Annotated in this window: 11 protein-coding genes; 7 read left to right on the top strand and 4 right to left on the bottom strand. The window is 69.1% G+C overall.

Annotation, left to right across the window (positions count from 1 at the left end):
- Positions 1-84: 84 nt before the first annotated feature.
- The 3 genes from C265_RS19565 to ligD form a co-directional block, all read right to left on the bottom strand.
- Positions 85-2,094 carry a response regulator gene (locus C265_RS19565; RefSeq protein ID WP_010810673.1) on the bottom strand — a complete coding sequence of 670 codons (2,010 nt, stop codon included), beginning with the start codon at positions 2,092-2,094 and terminating at the stop codon, positions 85-87.
- Positions 2,095-2,399: 305 nt separating this feature from the next.
- The gene (locus C265_RS19560; RefSeq protein ID WP_010810672.1) at positions 2,400-2,795 is read right to left on the bottom strand and encodes a hypothetical protein; all 396 of its coding nucleotides are present in this window, start codon (positions 2,793-2,795) and stop codon (positions 2,400-2,402) included.
- A 140-nt stretch (positions 2,796-2,935) separates the two neighbouring features.
- Positions 2,936-5,668 (bottom strand): DNA ligase D, encoded by a 2,733-nt coding sequence (gene ligD / locus C265_RS19555; protein ID WP_010810671.1) that lies wholly within the window; start codon positions 5,666-5,668, stop codon positions 2,936-2,938.
- Positions 5,669-5,921: 253 nt separating this feature from the next.
- Here ligD and C265_RS19550 point away from each other — a divergent pair, with 253 nt between their 5' ends.
- Complete coding sequence (locus C265_RS19550; RefSeq protein WP_010810670.1) at positions 5,922-6,929, top strand: SDR family oxidoreductase; 1,008 nt, start codon at positions 5,922-5,924, stop codon at positions 6,927-6,929.
- 158 nt (positions 6,930-7,087) lie between these two features.
- A complete protein-coding gene (locus tag C265_RS19545; RefSeq protein ID WP_010810669.1) occupies positions 7,088-9,094 on the top strand; it encodes an ATP-binding protein in 2,007 nt (668 codons plus the stop codon).
- Here the strand turns inward: C265_RS19545 and C265_RS19540 are convergent.
- A complete protein-coding gene (locus C265_RS19540; protein WP_011617806.1) occupies positions 9,079-10,140 on the bottom strand; it encodes a sigma-54-dependent Fis family transcriptional regulator in 1,062 nt (353 codons plus the stop codon). The genes C265_RS19545 and C265_RS19540 overlap by 16 nt on opposite strands.
- Before the next feature lie 356 nt (positions 10,141-10,496).
- Here C265_RS19540 and C265_RS19535 point away from each other — a divergent pair, with 356 nt between their 5' ends.
- The 5 genes from C265_RS19535 to C265_RS19515 all read left to right on the top strand — a co-directional run bounded on the left by C265_RS19535 (position 10,497) and on the right by C265_RS19515 (position 15,319).
- Positions 10,497-11,897, top strand: a complete 1,401-nt coding sequence (locus C265_RS19535; protein ID WP_010810666.1) for a sigma-54 dependent transcriptional regulator — start codon at positions 10,497-10,499, stop codon at positions 11,895-11,897.
- Between the two features lie 140 nt (positions 11,898-12,037).
- Complete coding sequence (locus C265_RS19530; protein WP_011617805.1) at positions 12,038-12,844, top strand: HAMP domain-containing sensor histidine kinase; 807 nt, start codon at positions 12,038-12,040, stop codon at positions 12,842-12,844.
- Between the two features lie 201 nt (positions 12,845-13,045).
- On the top strand, positions 13,046-13,420 hold the full coding sequence (locus tag C265_RS19525; protein WP_010810664.1) for a hypothetical protein: 375 nt from the start codon (positions 13,046-13,048) through the stop codon (positions 13,418-13,420).
- 86 nt (positions 13,421-13,506) lie between these two features.
- The gene (locus tag C265_RS19520) at positions 13,507-13,980 is read left to right on the top strand and encodes a PRC-barrel domain-containing protein (RefSeq protein WP_010810663.1); all 474 of its coding nucleotides are present in this window, start codon (positions 13,507-13,509) and stop codon (positions 13,978-13,980) included.
- 772 nt (positions 13,981-14,752) lie between these two features.
- Entirely contained in the window at positions 14,753-15,319 is a 567-nt protein-coding gene (locus tag C265_RS19515) for a low affinity iron permease family protein (protein WP_037024718.1), read from the top strand.
- Positions 15,320-15,371: the final 52 nt, after the last annotated feature.

Raw genomic sequence — 15,371 nt, 5'->3', positions numbered from 1 at the left:
GCGGGATGTCGGGATCGGGCGTGGTATGCACGGAGCTTCCTTGTTCAAGGGTGGATGGGAGCGGCGGCTGGCATCGGCATCGCGCTAGGAATGGTCCGCGCTGAGTGCATCCAGCAGCCGTGTCAGCGCGTCCAGGTCGGCTGGCTTGACCAGGTGCTGGTCGAAGCCGGCTTCCAGCGCGCGGCGGCGGTCCTCGGGCTGGCCGAAGCCGGTCAGCGCCACCAGCGTGGCGCCGCGCATCTCGGGCAGCGCGCGCAGGCGGCGCGCGGTCTCGAAGCCGTCCATGGCGGGCATGCCCAGGTCCAGCAGCACCACCTCCGGCCGGGCATCGGTGGCGCGCGCCAGCGCGCTGGGGCCGTCGGCGGCGGTCACCACCGTATGGCCAAGTGTCTGCAGCGTCATCATCATGGCCTCGAGCGCGTCAGGGTTATCGTCCACCACCATGATCCGGCGCGGCACGCCGCGGTGCGGCGCGGTGCGGCCGGAGCCTGGGTGCCACTTCTGCCACGGCTCTACCGGCAGCGTCACGGTGAAGGTGCTGCCCTGTCCGGGGCCGGGGCTGTCGGCGCGGATGGTGCCGCCATGTAGCCGCACCAGCTTTTGCACCAGCGTCAGGCCGATGCCGGGACCGTCCTGCTGGATCGCGCTGCGCGGCGGTTCGGGCTGGGTGCCGTCGTCGCGCGCGGCCAGCGGATCGAACAGCTGCCGCTGCAGTGCCTCGGACAGGCCGGCGCCGTTGTCGCGCACGCGCACGGTGACGCGGGCGCCGGACGCGGCATCGGGCGCGGTGTTCGCCGCGCCGTCCTCGAGACTGGCATCGACGACGATCTGGCCGCCGGCGGGCGTGTAGGCCGCGGCGTTCTGCAGCAGGTTGCTGAAGATCTGCGCCAGGCGCACCAGGTCGCCACGTACCGGCAGGGGCTGCTCGGGCAGCGACAGGCGCAGCGTATGGCCGCAGGCGTCCATCGTGGGGCGCACGGCTTCCACCGCGGTATTGAGCGCGGTGCGCAGTTCCACCAGGTCCTCGCGCAGCGTGATGCGGCCCTGGTTGAAGCGCGAGATGTCGAGCAGCTCGTCCACCAGCCGGGTCAGGTGGTGCAGCTGCCGGCCGATGATGTCGCGCGCGCGGAACATGTCCTCGCGCGAGGGCGAGAGCTGCTGCAACAGGTCCGCGGCGCTGCGCAGCGGCGCCAGCGGATTGCGCAGTTCATGCGCCAGCATCGCCAGGAACTGGTCCTTGCGCCGTTCCTCGTCATGCAGCGCGCGGCCGGCACGGTTTTGCAGCGTCACGTCCTGGCAGGTGCCGGCAATGCGCAACGGCGGCGTGCGGTCGTCGCCCGGCTGGCCTTCCGCGCCGCGTACCGGGAACGCGCGCGCGCGGATATCGCGCAGCTCGCCATCGGGGCGCGCAAGGCGGAACTCGATGTCCAGCCTGCCGTCGCCCAGCATGCTGGCGAACGCCGCTTCCACGCGCGCACGGTCGGCCGGCGCCACGCGCTCCAGGCAGCGGCGCGGCTCTTGCGTCAGCTGCTCGGGCTTATGGCCGCACAACGTGGCGAGCGAGGGGCTGGCGAACAGCAGGCGGGGCTCGGCCGGGTCGAGGATCCACACCACGTCGGCCAGCGATTCGGCCAGCTGGCGGAACATGTCTTCATGCTCATGCAGTGCCCGCGAGGTGCGGTGATAGGCGTCCTCTGCCCCGCGCAGCCGCAGCAGCGCCTGGATGCTCGACAACACCTCTTCCGGCTCGGCAGGCTCGACCAGGTAGCCGTCGGCGCCGCAGTTCAGCGCCTCTACGCGCTGGCGCGATTGCGCCAGCCCTGGCGAGGTCAGCAGCACCAGCGTGTGCGCGGTCTGTGGATCGGCCTTGAGCAGCCGGCAGACTTCCAGCCCGCTGATATCGGGCAGGCGTGCGGCCAGCAGCACCAGCACCGGCGCATGCTGTCGCACCAGCGACAGCGCCGAATGGCCGGTGGCGGCCTCGATCACGGAATACTCGCCGCGATGGAGGATGCGGCTCTTGACGTAGCGCGGCCCCTCGCGGTCATCGACATTCAGGATCAGCGGGGCCGGGTTGGCGGCATGCGGCGTCATGGCATCACGCTGACAGGCGCTTGCGCGCCCGCGCGGAGGTTTGCTCAGGGCCCGGGATGGTCCGCGGCGGCGCCGTGTAAAACCGCGCCGGCCGCGCTGCCCCGCTTGCAAGCTTTGCCGCGCCGGCGCGGCCGCCGATTGTAGGTATTACATGCGCACAGAAGTCGTCCATCGCCATTCCCCCTTATGCATCAGCACGCCTGCGGTCTTTGCCAGGCTGTTGCGCTGGCAGAGTGGCAAGAGGCGTGCCGGGCAGGCGTCGCCCGGCACGCAGCGCGGCAACCGCGTGGCATGCGTGGCGCGCTTCAGCGGCGGGCCGCCTCGCCGCCATGCGCTTCGGCGCTGGGGGAGGTGCCGCCGTGCGGTCCGGCTGAGCCGGTTGCTTCGACAGCTTTCTGCGGGATCTTGCCGGGCTCGGTAGTGCCGCCGCCGGTGGCGCCCTTGCCAAAGCGCGCAGCGATCCGGTCCTGGACCCGGCTTAATGCCTCGGCCTGCTGTTTGGCCGCTTCGGCTTCCTTGGACTTCTTGGCTTCGGCGGCCTGCTGCTGCTCGGGCGTCGGTGCCGGCAGGCGTGCCTGCACCGGGCTGGCGGCGAAGGACAGCATCGCGCAGGAAACCAGCAGGTGGCGCAAGGCGCGGCGGTTGCGTGGCGCGGCAGCGGTGGCTCGAATCTTCGCGGCGATCCTGAGTTGGCTCATCATCACGTCTCCATGTCGTCGCTGCACTGGCAACAGTGCAACGTGGCGCACGCGGCGGGGGTGCCGGGCCGTGTGTCATGACCGGGATGCGGCAAGAAATGTGCCGCTTGGCGACTGCTGTGGATCTCCGGCGGGAACGGGGGCTATCGGGCGCGTGCCAGTCGCGCCGCGGCGCGCGTGATCGCCTGCCGGGTTTCGGCGTAATCCGCCCATGGGTCGTCTGCCGCCACGGCGTCGAGCCTCGGGCCGGCATTGGCCACGGTCCACTGCGCCGCGCCTTGCAGGCTATCGAGTTCCTCCCACCACACCGGCATCGATACCCCCAGCCCCGGGCGTGCCCGCGCCGAGAATGCCGCCACCGTGGTGGCGCCTATGCCATTGCGCAGGTAATCGATGAAAATCTTGCCAACGCGGTTGCTTGGACCGCTCTTGGCCACGAAGCGCTGCGGCACGGTGGCGGCGACATGGCGCACCGCGTCATGCGCGAACGCCTTCACCTCGTCCCACCCGGCACGCGGCGTGATCGGCACCACCACGTGCAGCCCCTTGCCGCCACTGGTCTTCAGGAAGCTGGCGAGGCCGAGTTCATCGAGCAGCGCCTTCATCAGCGCGGCGGCTTCCTGCATTTGTGGCCAGGGCACGCCTTCGCCCGGGTCCAGGTCGAAGACGATGCGGTTGGGGCGCTCGATGCTGCGCTTGCCGGCGTTCCAGGTGTGGAACTCCACCACATTGAGCTGTGCCGCGGCCACCAGGGCTTCGGCCGACGCGATTTCCAGCAGCGCGGGATGCCCAGGCCACAGGCCCGGATCGAGCACGTTGAGGCCGTCCACCCGCAGCGTGTCGCTATGCCGCTGGAAGAACTGCTCGCCGCCCACGCCCGATGGCGCGCGCACCATCGCGATCGGTCGCCCGCGCAGGTGCGGCAGGATCAGCGGCGCGGCGCGTTCGTAGTAGCGCACCAGGTCGCCCTTGGTCAGGCCGGATGCTGTGTCGATGACGCGCTCGGCATGGCTGATCGCGACCTTGCCGCCGGCGGCGGTGGTGCGCTTTGCCGCGGCCTTCGGCCGTGTGCCGGCATGCTTTGCCGTGGTTGCCGCGGGCTTGCCGTTGGCCGCCGGCGTTGCCGGCCGCTCCACCGACACCGCGCGCGCGGGCTTGTCGGTGCGCAGGCCGTGGAACACGGCATGGCGCACGCGGCCTTCGCGGGTCCAGCTGCCGAACGAGACCTCGGCCACCAGCTTTGGCCGCACCCAGTGCCCCTTTACGCCTGCAGGCACGTTCTCAAAGGGCGCGGAATCGGCGCGCAACGCGTCCAGCTGCGTGCGCAGCGCGCCCAGCGTGCGCGCGTCGAAGCCGGTGCCGACATTGCCCGCGTAGCGCAGCCGCCCGCCGCTGTCGTGCACGCCAAGCAGCAACGAGCCGATGCCGGCGCGGCTGCCCTTCGGGTCGGTGAAGCCCGCCACCACGAACTCCTGGCGCAAGGTGCATTTCAGCTTGATCCACGTACTGGTGCGCGCGCTGACATAGGCGGCGTCGGCGCGCTTGCCGATCACGCCTTCAAGCTTCATGCGGCAGGCTGCCTCGAGCATGTCGGCAGGGCCGGCCTCGAAGTCCTCGCTGAACTGCAGGCGCGGCGAGGTGTTGTGCGCGAAGATCCGGCGCAGCAGGGCGCGCCGCTCCACCAGCGGTACCTTGCGCAGGTCATGGCCGGCAAAGTAGGGCAGGTCGAACACGAAATACTGGATGCCCTCGACGCGCGCGGTATCGAAGGCATTCTGCAGCGCCTGGAAGTCGGTCGCGCCATGCTTGCCGAGCACCACGATCTCGCCATCGAGCCAGCCATCGGGCAGGCCCAGGGTGCCGACGTCGCGCGCCAGCGCACGCAGCTTGCTGGTCCAGTCGTTGCCCTGGCGCGTGAACAGGCGCACATCCTTGCCGTCGATGCGGGCCAGCAGCCGGTAGCCGTCGAACTTGATCTCGTAGCGCCACGCCTGCGCGTCGGACGGAGGCTGCTCCACCAGCGTGGCCAGCTGCGGCGCCAGCGCCAGCGGCAAGGCCGCGCGCGGCGCGCCGCGCGGCGGCTTCAGGGATTTCGCCGTGCCGTGTGCATCTGGTGCGGCTTCGTCAGGCGGCTGCGCGGACTTCGCGCGCTTTGCCGCGGGTTTGCGCTGCGTGCCGCCCAGCACGCTGTCCGGCAAGGCCTCGACCACATCGAACTCCGATGCCGGCACGGCGGTCTCGTCGCGCTCCTTGATCAGCAGCCAGGCGTCCTGCTCCTTCTGCCGGCTGCCGTGCATGCGCACCAGGGTCCAGTGACCGTGCAGCTTTTCACCGCGCAGCTCGAACTTCAGCTTGCCGGCGCGGTAGCCGGCCTCGGCATCGCCTACCGGCAACCAGGTGCCGCGGTCCCAGACGATGACCGTGCCGGCGCCATAGTGGCCGGCGGGGATCACGCCCTCGAAGCCGGCATAGTCCAGCGGATGGTCCTCGACATGGATGGCCATGCGCTTGTCGGCCGGGTCCAGGCTCGGGCCCTTGGGCACGGCCCAGCTTTTCAGCGCGCCGCCGAGTTCGAGGCGAAAGTCATAGTGCAGCCGACGCGCCGCGTGCTTCTGGATCACGAAGGAAAGCTCGCCGGCGCGCTTGTGCACCTTGCCGCGGGTGCGCGCGGCGCCGCTGGGCTCAGGCGTGGCGCCGAAGTCGCGCATGCGGCGGTATTTATCGAGCGCGGCGGGAGCGGCCTTGGCGGCTGGCGCGCCGCGTGCCGCCGGGCGGGCCGTGCTGGCGCGCTTGCCGGTGGGCTTGCCGGCGCCTTTTGCCGCGGCGCGGCGTTTGCCTGGATCCTTTGGCGCTGTCGGTCGCGTGGTCTTGGCCATTGCTGTCGCCGGTTAGGTGGGATGTATCCAGCTTAGGCAGCACATGCCGCCGCTGAAATCGGCGCCCGTCCTACAGCGCCCGGCGGCAGCCCCATGCGCGTCGCGCCATGTGGTTCTTACCGGGTGTTGTAAATCTGCGGCAGCCCGCCTGCCGTGGCGCCGCCAGCCAGGGCCGCCCCGGACAGGAACGCTCCTTGCGACTCCCCAGCGGCATGCCCGGCACCGTGCCGGGCCTCCCCGAGGAGAAGCGGCGATGAAACCAACCCTGAAGAACATTGGCTCGCAGGTCATCGTCCTGACCGGTGCCAGCAGCGGCGTGGGCCTGGTGACGGCGCGCAAGGCGGCGCAGCAGGGCGCGCGGCTGGTGCTGGTGGCGCGCAGCGAGGGCTCGCTGCACCAGCTGGCCGAAGAGCTGCGCGACCATGGCAATGAAGTCATCACCGTGGTGGCCGATGTCGGCAAGCATGAAGAGGTTGGCAAGGTGGCGCAGGCTGCGATCGAGCGCTTCGGTGGCTTCGATACCTGGATCAACAACGCCGGCGTGACCATCTTCGGCCGCCATTGCGACGTGCCGCTGGAAGACCAGCGGCGGCTGTTCGATACCAACTACTGGGGCACCGTGCATGGCTCGCTGGCGGCGGCCGCGCACCTGCGCGAGCACGGCGGCGCCATCATCAACATGGGCAGCGAGGCGGCGGACGGCCCGCTGCCGCTGCAGAGCGCCTATGCGGCCTCGCAGCACGCGATCAAGGGCTTTACCGATTCGCTGCGGCTGGAACTGGAGCAGGAGCAGGCGCCGGTCAGCGTGACGCTGATCAAGCCTGCCGGACTGGAAACGCCGCTGGCGATGCACGCCAAGAATTTCCTCGATGTCGAGCCGCGCATGCCGCCGCCGCTGTATGACCCGGCGCTGGCGGCCGACGCGATCCTGTTTGCTGCCGCGAACCCGCGCCGCGAGCTTTTCGTCGGTGCTGCCGCCAAGGCGTTCTCGGCCGCGGCGTACCACGCGCCGCACACCTTCGACCGCTTCATGCGCCGCTTCATGGGCCGCGCGCAACAGACGCATCACCCCGCGGGTCCGCTCGAGGACAACGCGCTGTATGGCAGCGGCAGCGGCCTGCAGGAACGCAGCGGCAGCCACAACGCGCTGCACTCCTGCCCCTACACCACCACCGCGCGGCACCCGATGCTGGCCACTGCGCTGGTGGTGGGCGCCTCCGCCGCGGTTGCCGCGGTGTACCAGTTGCGGCACAAGCGCTAGTGTCCTGTGCTGCGCACATTGGTGGCGCGTGGGCCGCGAACGCCTATCATTGACTCGAATGCCCGCAGTTGCGGGCATTCGGGCCTCCGCCGGGCGGCGGCGCCAGGCCGCCCGCGCACGGGGCCTGCTGTCTTCCCCATCACACAGAAGGTATGCTCATGTCCGAGCCGCATGCGGCAAAAGGCATCCGTACGTCACTCGTCGGCGAGCCGGACTGCACCCTGGCGGACGATGCCGGCCTCCTGCTGGCGGCACAGTACCGGCGCCTGCTCGACGCGGTGGAAGACTGCGCCGTGTTCGAGACTGATGCGCACGGGTGTATTGCGATGTGGCCGGATGCCGCGCGGCGCGTGTTCGGCTACAGCGCCGAGGAAATCACCGGCCGTCACTTTTCCTGCCTGCATCGTCCTGACGATGTCGCTGCCGGCCTGCCGCAGCAATGGCTGCAGGCGGCCGCACTCGGAGGCAGCGCGCGCGACCAGGGCTGGCGCGTGCGGCGCGACGGCAGCCTGTTGCAGGCGTCCTGCCTCATGCGGGCCATTGGCGCTGCCGACGGGCCGGACGTAGCGGCCAGGCATGGCGATGCCTCGTCCGTGGAGTCCGCGGCAGGCCAGGCCGCCGGCTTTATCGTGTCGTGCCGCGACATTACCGTGCAGCAGGCTGCATCCGAGCATGCCCGGCTCGCCGATACCCGGATGCGGCTGCTGGCTGAAAACCTGCCCGGCACCGCGGTGTGCGAACTTGACCTGGACGGCACCATCCGCAGCTGGAACGTCGGCGCGCAGGCGCTGGCCGGCTACGTCGAGGCCGAAGCCGTCGGCCAGCCGCTGGCACTGCTCTATTCCCGCCAGGATGCCGCCGCGGGGCGCGACCGCGCGGCGCTGGAAGCCGCGCGCGCGTGCGGCCAGTGGGCCGGCGAAGAGCGCGTGGCACGCAAGGACGGCTCGGTGGTGCGTTGCCATACGCGCATGGTGCTGGTGCGCGACGCCGCCGGCTGCCCGACCAGCCTGCTGTGGACCGTGCGCGACCTGAGCGATGCGCTGCGGCTGGAAATGCTGGAGGCCGGCAGCCGCCGGCTGCAATCGTTCCTGGCCATCCTGGCGCATGAACTACGCAATCCCCTGGCGGCGGTGCGCAACGCAGTCGAAGTGATCGAGCTGACCCCGGATGCCGACACGCGCGTGCGCCGCTGCGCCGGGATCATCGACCGCCAGCTGCACCAGCTGGAGCGGCTGGTGAACGACCTGCTCGACGTAGGCCGCGTGACCGCCGGCAAGCTGAAGATGGAGCTGACGCCCACCTCGTACAACGACGTGGTAACCACCAGCATCGAGGCAATCCGCCCGGTGCTGGAAGCCGCCGGCCAGCGGCTCGTGTTGGCGCTGCCGGCAAGCTCGCCCTATGTGCGCGCCGACGCCGCGCGGCTGGGGCAGGTGCTGCTGAACCTGCTCAGCAATGCGGTCAAGTACACCCCGCGCGGCGGTATCGTCAGCGTGCATGTGAGCGTGGAGTCAGCGCGCGTGATCACCGCCGTGTCGGATACCGGCCGGGGTCTCGCGCCGGCGGCGCTGGACCGCATCTTCGACCTGTTCGCGCAGGAGGCCGGCGCCGGCAGCCGCGGCGGCCTGGGCATCGGGCTGGCGCTGGCCAAGGCCGTGGTGGAAGCGCACGGCGGCGCGATCCAGGCCGACAGCGGTGGCGCGGGCAAGGGCAGCACCTTCACCGTGATCCTGCCGCGCGCCAGCGCCCGCCGCCGCGAGGCCGGCACGCCGCCGCCAGGGCCGGTGCCGCGGCGCCGCGTGCTGGTGGTGGACGACAATGCCGATTCGGCTGACAGCATGGCCGAGCTGCTGGGCCTGCTCGGCCATGAGGCGCGCGCCGCCCATGGCGGCCAGCAGGCACTGGACCTGGTTGCCGAATTCCGCCCGGATTGCGTGCTGCTCGACCTGGAAATGCCCGACATGTCGGGCTTTGAAGTCCTGCCGGCATTGCGCCAGGCGTGCGCCCCGCGCGCGGTGCAGTTCCTGGCGCTGACTGGGCGCTGCACTGCCGAAGACCAGCGGCGCAGCGAACTGGCCGGCTTCCATGCCTACCTGACCAAGCCGCTGGCGATCGAGGCCCTGTCGCGCGCGCTGGCCGCGCCGCTGCCTTACAAGGAGCGGTAGGCGTCCAGCCGGTTGTACAGCGTCTTCAGGCTGATGCCGAGCGCGCGCGCGGCCTGGCGCTTGTCGCCGTCAAAGCGCGCCAGCGTGGCCATGATGATTTCGCGCTGGGTGTCGGCCAGCGTGGTGCCGACGCGCACGCTGACCACGCCGTCTACCGTGGTGGGCCGCGGCGGCTGCGTGGCCAGGTTGGGGTTGCCGATCTCCACGACCTTGTCGGCCAGGATAAAGGCGCGGTAGACGGCGTTCTTCAGCTCGCGCACATTGCCCGGCCAGTCATAGCGCACCAGCCGCTCCAGCGAGGCGGCCGAGAAGGCCTTGTCGGTGCGCTCCATGGCGTTGTACTCGGCCAGGAAGTGGCGTGCCAGCGGCACGATATCGTCGGGCCGCTCGCGCAGCGGCGGGATATGCAGTGGGAACACGGCCAGCCGGTACAGCAGGTCTTCACGCAACTGGCCGGCACGCGCTGCCTCGACCGGGTCGCGGTTGGTGGCTGCCAGGATGCGCACGTCGGTGGCGATGGGCGTGTCGCCGCCGACGCGGTGGAAGGTGCGGCCTTCCAGCACCCGCAACAACTTGATCTGCATCTCGAGCGGCATTTCAGTGACTTCGTCGAGAAACAGCGTGCCCCCATGGGCCTGCTCGAAGTAGCCTGCCTTCTGCTCGATCGCGCCGGTAAAGCCGCCTTTCTCGTGGCCGAACAGTTCCGACTCGATCAGTGTGGGTTGGATCGCCCCGCAGTTGACCGCAATGAAGGGGCCGTTGCGGCGCGCGCTGCGCTCATGTACCGCGCGCGCCACCACTTCCTTGCCGGAGCCGCTTTCGCCTACCGCAAGCATGGTGACATCGGTGGGCGCCACGCGCTCGATCTGGGCCAGCAGGCGTTGCATGGCGGGCGACGCGCTTTCCCACAGCAGCGACACCTGCGAGGGTATGGCACGGCGCGGCGCGGGCTCGCGCGCCGGCTCGGATGTGCTGGCGGCGTGGCTGGCGGGCTGCCCAGAGAGAGCGGCGTTGCTGCGCCGCGATGTACTGGCGGTCACGGGCACAATGAAGGCCTCGGTCGGGGGCGGGCTTGTCGTGAGAAGTTCCTATGCTAGCCTTTGGCGCAGGGGCTTGCCATAGGTGTCTGAGCCCGCGCGGAAACATCCGACAGCTGTGTCAGACGGACACCGGCAACGACCGTGCCTGCCCGCGCTTAGACTGGCATTACGCAGTGGACTTGTGCAACCGACTGACAATGTCGCAGTCGAAACCCGTGCCGCCCCTGTGCCTGTCGCGCCACGCCTTGCATGGAGCGTGGCGGCGGGCGTGCCCGAGCCCGGCAGCGTGACCGCCGTGGCCCGCGAACGGAGGCGCCAGCGGATTTCGCCCAAGTTTCCAATAGGTCTCACTGACGGATCGTATGCCCCACATCCTGATTGTCGATGACGACGAAAACGCATGTGCCGCGCTAGCCGAGATCGTGGCCATGGAAGGCTTCAGCTCCGCCACGGCGGGCACCCTGCGCGAGGCACGGCTGCAGATCGGCTGGCGCATGCCGGAGGCGATTGTGGCGGACCTGCGCCTGCCGGACGGCAACGGCATGGAGCTGTTCGACGAGGTTGGCGCCTCGGGCGTCGAAGTGATCCTCACGACCGGTTATGCCAGTGTGGAAAGCGCGGTCGAAGCGCTGCGCGCCGGTGCCACCGATTACCTGGTCAAGCCCATCAACGTGGCGCGGCTGCAGACCGTGCTCAGGCGCCTGGCCACCACCGGCGAGTTGCGCGCCGAGATCCATTCGCTGCGCGGCGAGTTGCGCCGCTACGGCCGCTTCGGCCGGCTGATGGGCAGTTCCGAAGTGATGCAGGTGGTCTACGACCAGCTTGCCCGCGTGGCCCCGACTGAAGCCACGGTACTGCTGATCGGCGAAAGCGGCACCGGCAAGGAACTGGCCGCGCAGACCGTGCACGAGCTCTCGTCGCGGCGGCGGCAGCCGTTCCTGGCGGTCAACTGCGGCGCGATCTCGCCCACGCTGATTGAAAGCGAGATGTTCGGCCACGAGCGCGGCAGCTTTACCGGCGCGGACCGCCAGCACAAGGGCTATTTCGAGCGCGCCGACGGCGGCACTCTGTTCCTGGACGAGATCACCGAGATGCCCGCCGAGCTGCAGGTCAAGCTGCTGCGCGTGCTGGAGACCGGCACCTTCATGCGCGTGGGCACCAACCGCGAATGCCATGCCGATGTGCGCGTGCTGGCCGCCACCAACCGCAACCCTGAAGATGCGGTGGCCGACGGCAAGCTGCGCGCGGACCTGTTCCACAGGCTGAACGTGTTCCCGGTAGAACTGCCGCCGCTGCGCGCGCGCGGCGACGACGTGATCCAGATCGCCAACCTGATGCTGGACCAGCTCAATGCCGAGCAGGGCACCCAGCGCCGCTTCGCGCCCAATGTGCTGGACAGCCTGCGCCTGCACGCCTGGCCCGGCAATGTGCGCGAGCTGCGCAACTTCGTGCAGCGCGCCTTCATCATGTCCGACGACGACCTCATCACCGAAGTGCAGGTGCCGCTGCAGGTCGCGGCCACGCAGGCGCCGGGCGCGGCGGTGGTGTCGGTGCCGGTGGGCATGTCCCTTGCCGATGCCGACCGGCAGCTGATCTTCGCCACGCTGGAGCAATGCGCGGGGGTGAAGAAGCACGCGGCCGAGATCCTCGGCATCAGCCTGAAGACTTTGTACAACCGGCTGGAAGATTATGCCGCCCGCGGCGAATTGCCAGAGTGGCTGCGCGCCTCGCGCAACGACACCGGTTCGTCGGCTACCGGCTGATGGCGTGAGGCAGCGCCTGCGTTAGCGGGGATCGGGCCCGTGCCAGTGAGCCGCAGCGCCCTGTGCAGCACGTTTCTTGCTTCCTCCAACGCATACAACCCGGCCAATCCGGCCGGGGACGTGCCAATGCCGAGCCGCACATGACGCAGCACCCCCCGCAATCCGCGATGCCGGACGCTCCGCTTTCCTCGCCGGCCGGCGCCGTGCGCAGCGTGCAAGAGGTGAGCGCGCTGATCGAGCAATCGGCGCATGACCTGCGTTCGTCGCTGAACGCCATCCAGAGCTGGGCCTACGTGCTGGACCGTGCCTTCGATACCATGCCGGCGCCCGCGCAGCGCGCGCTGGACGGGATTCGCTTCGGCATGCAGCAGCAGCTGGCGCTGATCGAGGAGATGGAAGAGGCCGTGCGGCTGCTGGCCGACGAGAGCGCACCGCGCTGGCAGCGCCTGGACCTGCTGGCGCTCACGGCCCAGGCCATTGCCGACCGGCGTCCCACCGCCGAAGCCCGTGGCGTGCTGCTGTCGCCGGTCGCCACTGACGGTGCGGCGGATTCGTCGGAAGCAGCCTATCTGATCGATGGCGACGCCGAGCGGCTGGCCCCGCTGCTGCGGCACCTGCTGGTGCATTGCATCTGGCGCGCGCCGGCCGGCGGCTCGGTCGGCGTGCAGGTGTTGAGCGAGCCGGATCACGTGAAGCTGCGCATTACCGAGAGCCCGCCGCTGGACCAGCAGCGCAGCGCCAGCCGGCTGACCGCGCTGACCGATTTCTTCGGGCGCCGGGCGGCGCCGGACGGCGCGACCCCGGCCCGGCAGAGCAGCGCGCTGCTGCTGACGCGCCGCATGGTCGAAATGCACGGGGCGGCGCTGAGCGCGGAAAGCGATGGCTGCGATAACGACCGGATCAGGGTTTGCATCGCCGTCAGGTTCCCGCGCCACATGAGCGCCTGAAGCGGCGCCGCGCATTCATGTAGTTTTTACCGGCCTGTCGCGTGCGCTACGCGTAGCGCTTGCCGGCCGGCCCTGGTTGCACTTGCCATACCTGCGGCGTCACGGCAGCGCCCGCACCGCTCCCCCGCCACTCTCCTGTCCTTTCCCGTTTCTGGCCCGCGCCTTGCATGGATGAATGACCCAACCAAGGAGGGTACAACCATGCCCAAAGCCAGCCGCAAATCCGACAAGGCCGCGCAGGTTGCTCACAAGCCGTCCGGCGCGAAATCCGACAAGTCCCTGGCTGCCCGCATGAGCGGGCCATCCGCGGGCAAGGCCCACGCAGGCAGCAAGGCCGCCGCAGGCGACAAGCAACGGGGCAAGGAAGCCAAGACCTACCAGGCCGCCGTGGACGACTCGCTGGAGATGACGTTCCCGGCCAGCGACCCGATCTCGCCGAGCGCAGCCATGCACGCCGAGAAGAAGACGCAGACCGCGCGCGACGATGTCGACTGGAAGCTCAAACGGGGCAGTGACGAGCAGCCCGTGGGCGCCAAGCCGGCCGGCCAGCGCAAGGGGTCGGCCAGCAAGCGCTGAAGCGCATTTCCGCAACCCTGAGTCCAGGTGCCGCGGCGGGATTCTACCCAGGGCCCCGCGCCGCGGCCCGCCAAACGGAGATAGCCATGACCCGAGTCCAACCTGAGCCCCCTGAAGAACGGCCGCCGCACGGCGCATCCATCGTCGGCGGCATCGACCGCGATTCCCCGGGCCCTGGCCCATTCGTGATGGCAGCCGACACGCTCGAGGGCAACAAGGTGGTTGACCCCGCCGGCGACGATATCGGCACCATCGACCACATCATGATCGACGTGCTGGGTGGGCGCGTGGCCTACGCGGTGCTGGCCATGGGCGGCTTCCTTGGCATTGGTGAAAAACTCTTCGCCTTGCCGTGGTCGGCGCTCACGCTCGATACGCGGCGCAAGTGTTTTGTGCTTGGTGTTGAAAGGGATCGGCTCAAGGCCGCGCCGGGGTTTGACAAGGACCACTGGCCCAGCATGGCGGATTCGCAGTGGGCGACCAGCATTCACCAGTATTACGGGATTTCGCCTTATTGGGAGGCGGATCGGTATGACCCTTGGGATGAGAGGAGGAGGTGATGGGGATTGGGCGACGGCCCTTTAGGCTGGCGCCAATGCGGTCGCTTGTCGCCCTTGGCGGGCGTGGCTGTTTCGCCGGCGTAGCCGGCGAGTCACTTTTTGTCCGAGCGACAAAAAGTAACCAAAAAACGCGTCGCCTATGCGGCTGGCAATCAATTTCACGGCGTTGGTCATATGGGCGGCCGTGCTTGCCGTTTGGATGTGGTCGCAGTTCGACCCTGCTAACGCCATGTGAGTGTGTGCCAGTGCCTGCGATAACCGGCTTTTGAACGATCCCCAAGTCGGGCGGTGGCCCGCGCTCTCTAGCGTTATCGCATCAACGCCTTCGGCTGCGCTTCGCGCAAGCGCCCAATGACCGTCAGCGCATTTTGGGCCTGCGTAGCAGCCGTAGGCGTCCCCGCGATGCGGCTGGCAGCAGGCGGCCTACACCCTGCATGGGGATCGTTCAATAGTGGGTTAACGGAGGCACTGCCCCACACTCACATGGCGTTAGCAGGGTCGAACGGGCACCCACGCCGAACGGCAAGCACCACCGTGCGAACCACCAACGCCGTGGAATTGATTGCCAGCCGCTCAGGCGACGCGTTTTTTGGTTACTTTTTGTCGCTCGGACAAAAAGTGACTCGCCGGCTACGCCGGCGAAACAGCCACGCCCGCCAAGGGCGAAAACCGACCGCATGGCACCAAGCCAAAGAGCCACGCCCGCCAAGCGCCATAAGCCACCAAATGACGCCAATCACAAACAAGCCACAACTCTGTGGGAGCGCCAACAATGAACAATTCCAGCCCAATCCCTCCAGGCATTGACCATCGATCCGGATCCGGCAAGCATGGCTTGCTGCATGCGTTTGACCGCTTCGCCGGCGCGGCCACGCGCCAGGCCGGATCGCCGGTCGCATTCGTGCTGGCCGTCGGTGTGGTGGCCGCGTGGGCCATCACCGGCCCATTGTTTTCCTATTCCGAGACCTGGCAACTGGTCATCAATACCGGCACCACCATCGTCACCTTCCTGATGGTGTTCCTGATTCAGCAGAGCCAGAACAAGGACGCGGTCGCGGTCCACCTGAAGCTCAATGAACTGCTCGCCTCGCACCGCGAAGCCAGCAATATGCTGGTGTCGATCGAGGACCTGGACGAGGAAGAGCTGCGCCAGCTGGTGACCTTCTATCGCCACCTGGCCGAGCTGGCTGACAAGGAAGACGGTATCAAGTCGAGCCATTCGCTGGACGAGGCGCGCGAGAACCACGCCGCCAAGCGGCAGGCGCGCGCAGCGCGCGGGCGCCGGCTGGACGGCAGCGATGCCGGGAGCCGCTCACCCACCGTGGCACCCAGCTCTTAGCCCATGCGGCCCCTTCCATTCCATCGAGCGACAGCCACCAGCAAGGAGCCGC

Source organism: Cupriavidus sp. GA3-3 (assembly GCF_000389805.1).
GTDB classification, from domain to species: Bacteria; Pseudomonadota; Gammaproteobacteria; order Burkholderiales; family Burkholderiaceae; genus Cupriavidus; species Cupriavidus necator_D.
The sequence above is the reverse complement of the archived record's forward strand: the minus strand, read 5'-3'. Positions and strand labels throughout refer to the sequence as shown.

Excerpts from the sequence above, each read along its gene's own strand:
- C265_RS19565 (WP_010810673.1), bottom strand. The coding sequence starts at position 2,094 with ATGACGCCGCATGCCGCCAACCCGGCCCCGCTGATCCTGAATGTCGAT.
- C265_RS19560 (WP_010810672.1), bottom strand. The coding sequence starts at position 2,795 with ATGATGAGCCAACTCAGGATCGCCGCGAAGATTCGAGCCACCGCTGCC.
- ligD (WP_010810671.1), bottom strand. The coding sequence starts at position 5,668 with ATGGCCAAGACCACGCGACCGACAGCGCCAAAGGATCCAGGCAAACGC.
- C265_RS19550 (WP_010810670.1), top strand. The coding sequence starts at position 5,922 with ATGAAACCAACCCTGAAGAACATTGGCTCGCAGGTCATCGTCCTGACC.
- C265_RS19545 (WP_010810669.1), top strand. The coding sequence starts at position 7,088 with ATGTCCGAGCCGCATGCGGCAAAAGGCATCCGTACGTCACTCGTCGGC.
- C265_RS19535 (WP_010810666.1), top strand. The coding sequence starts at position 10,497 with ATGCCCCACATCCTGATTGTCGATGACGACGAAAACGCATGTGCCGCG.
- C265_RS19530 (WP_011617805.1), top strand. The coding sequence starts at position 12,038 with ATGACGCAGCACCCCCCGCAATCCGCGATGCCGGACGCTCCGCTTTCC.
- C265_RS19525 (WP_010810664.1), top strand. The coding sequence starts at position 13,046 with ATGCCCAAAGCCAGCCGCAAATCCGACAAGGCCGCGCAGGTTGCTCAC.
- C265_RS19520 (WP_010810663.1), top strand. The coding sequence starts at position 13,507 with ATGACCCGAGTCCAACCTGAGCCCCCTGAAGAACGGCCGCCGCACGGC.
- C265_RS19515 (WP_037024718.1), top strand. The coding sequence starts at position 14,753 with ATGAACAATTCCAGCCCAATCCCTCCAGGCATTGACCATCGATCCGGA.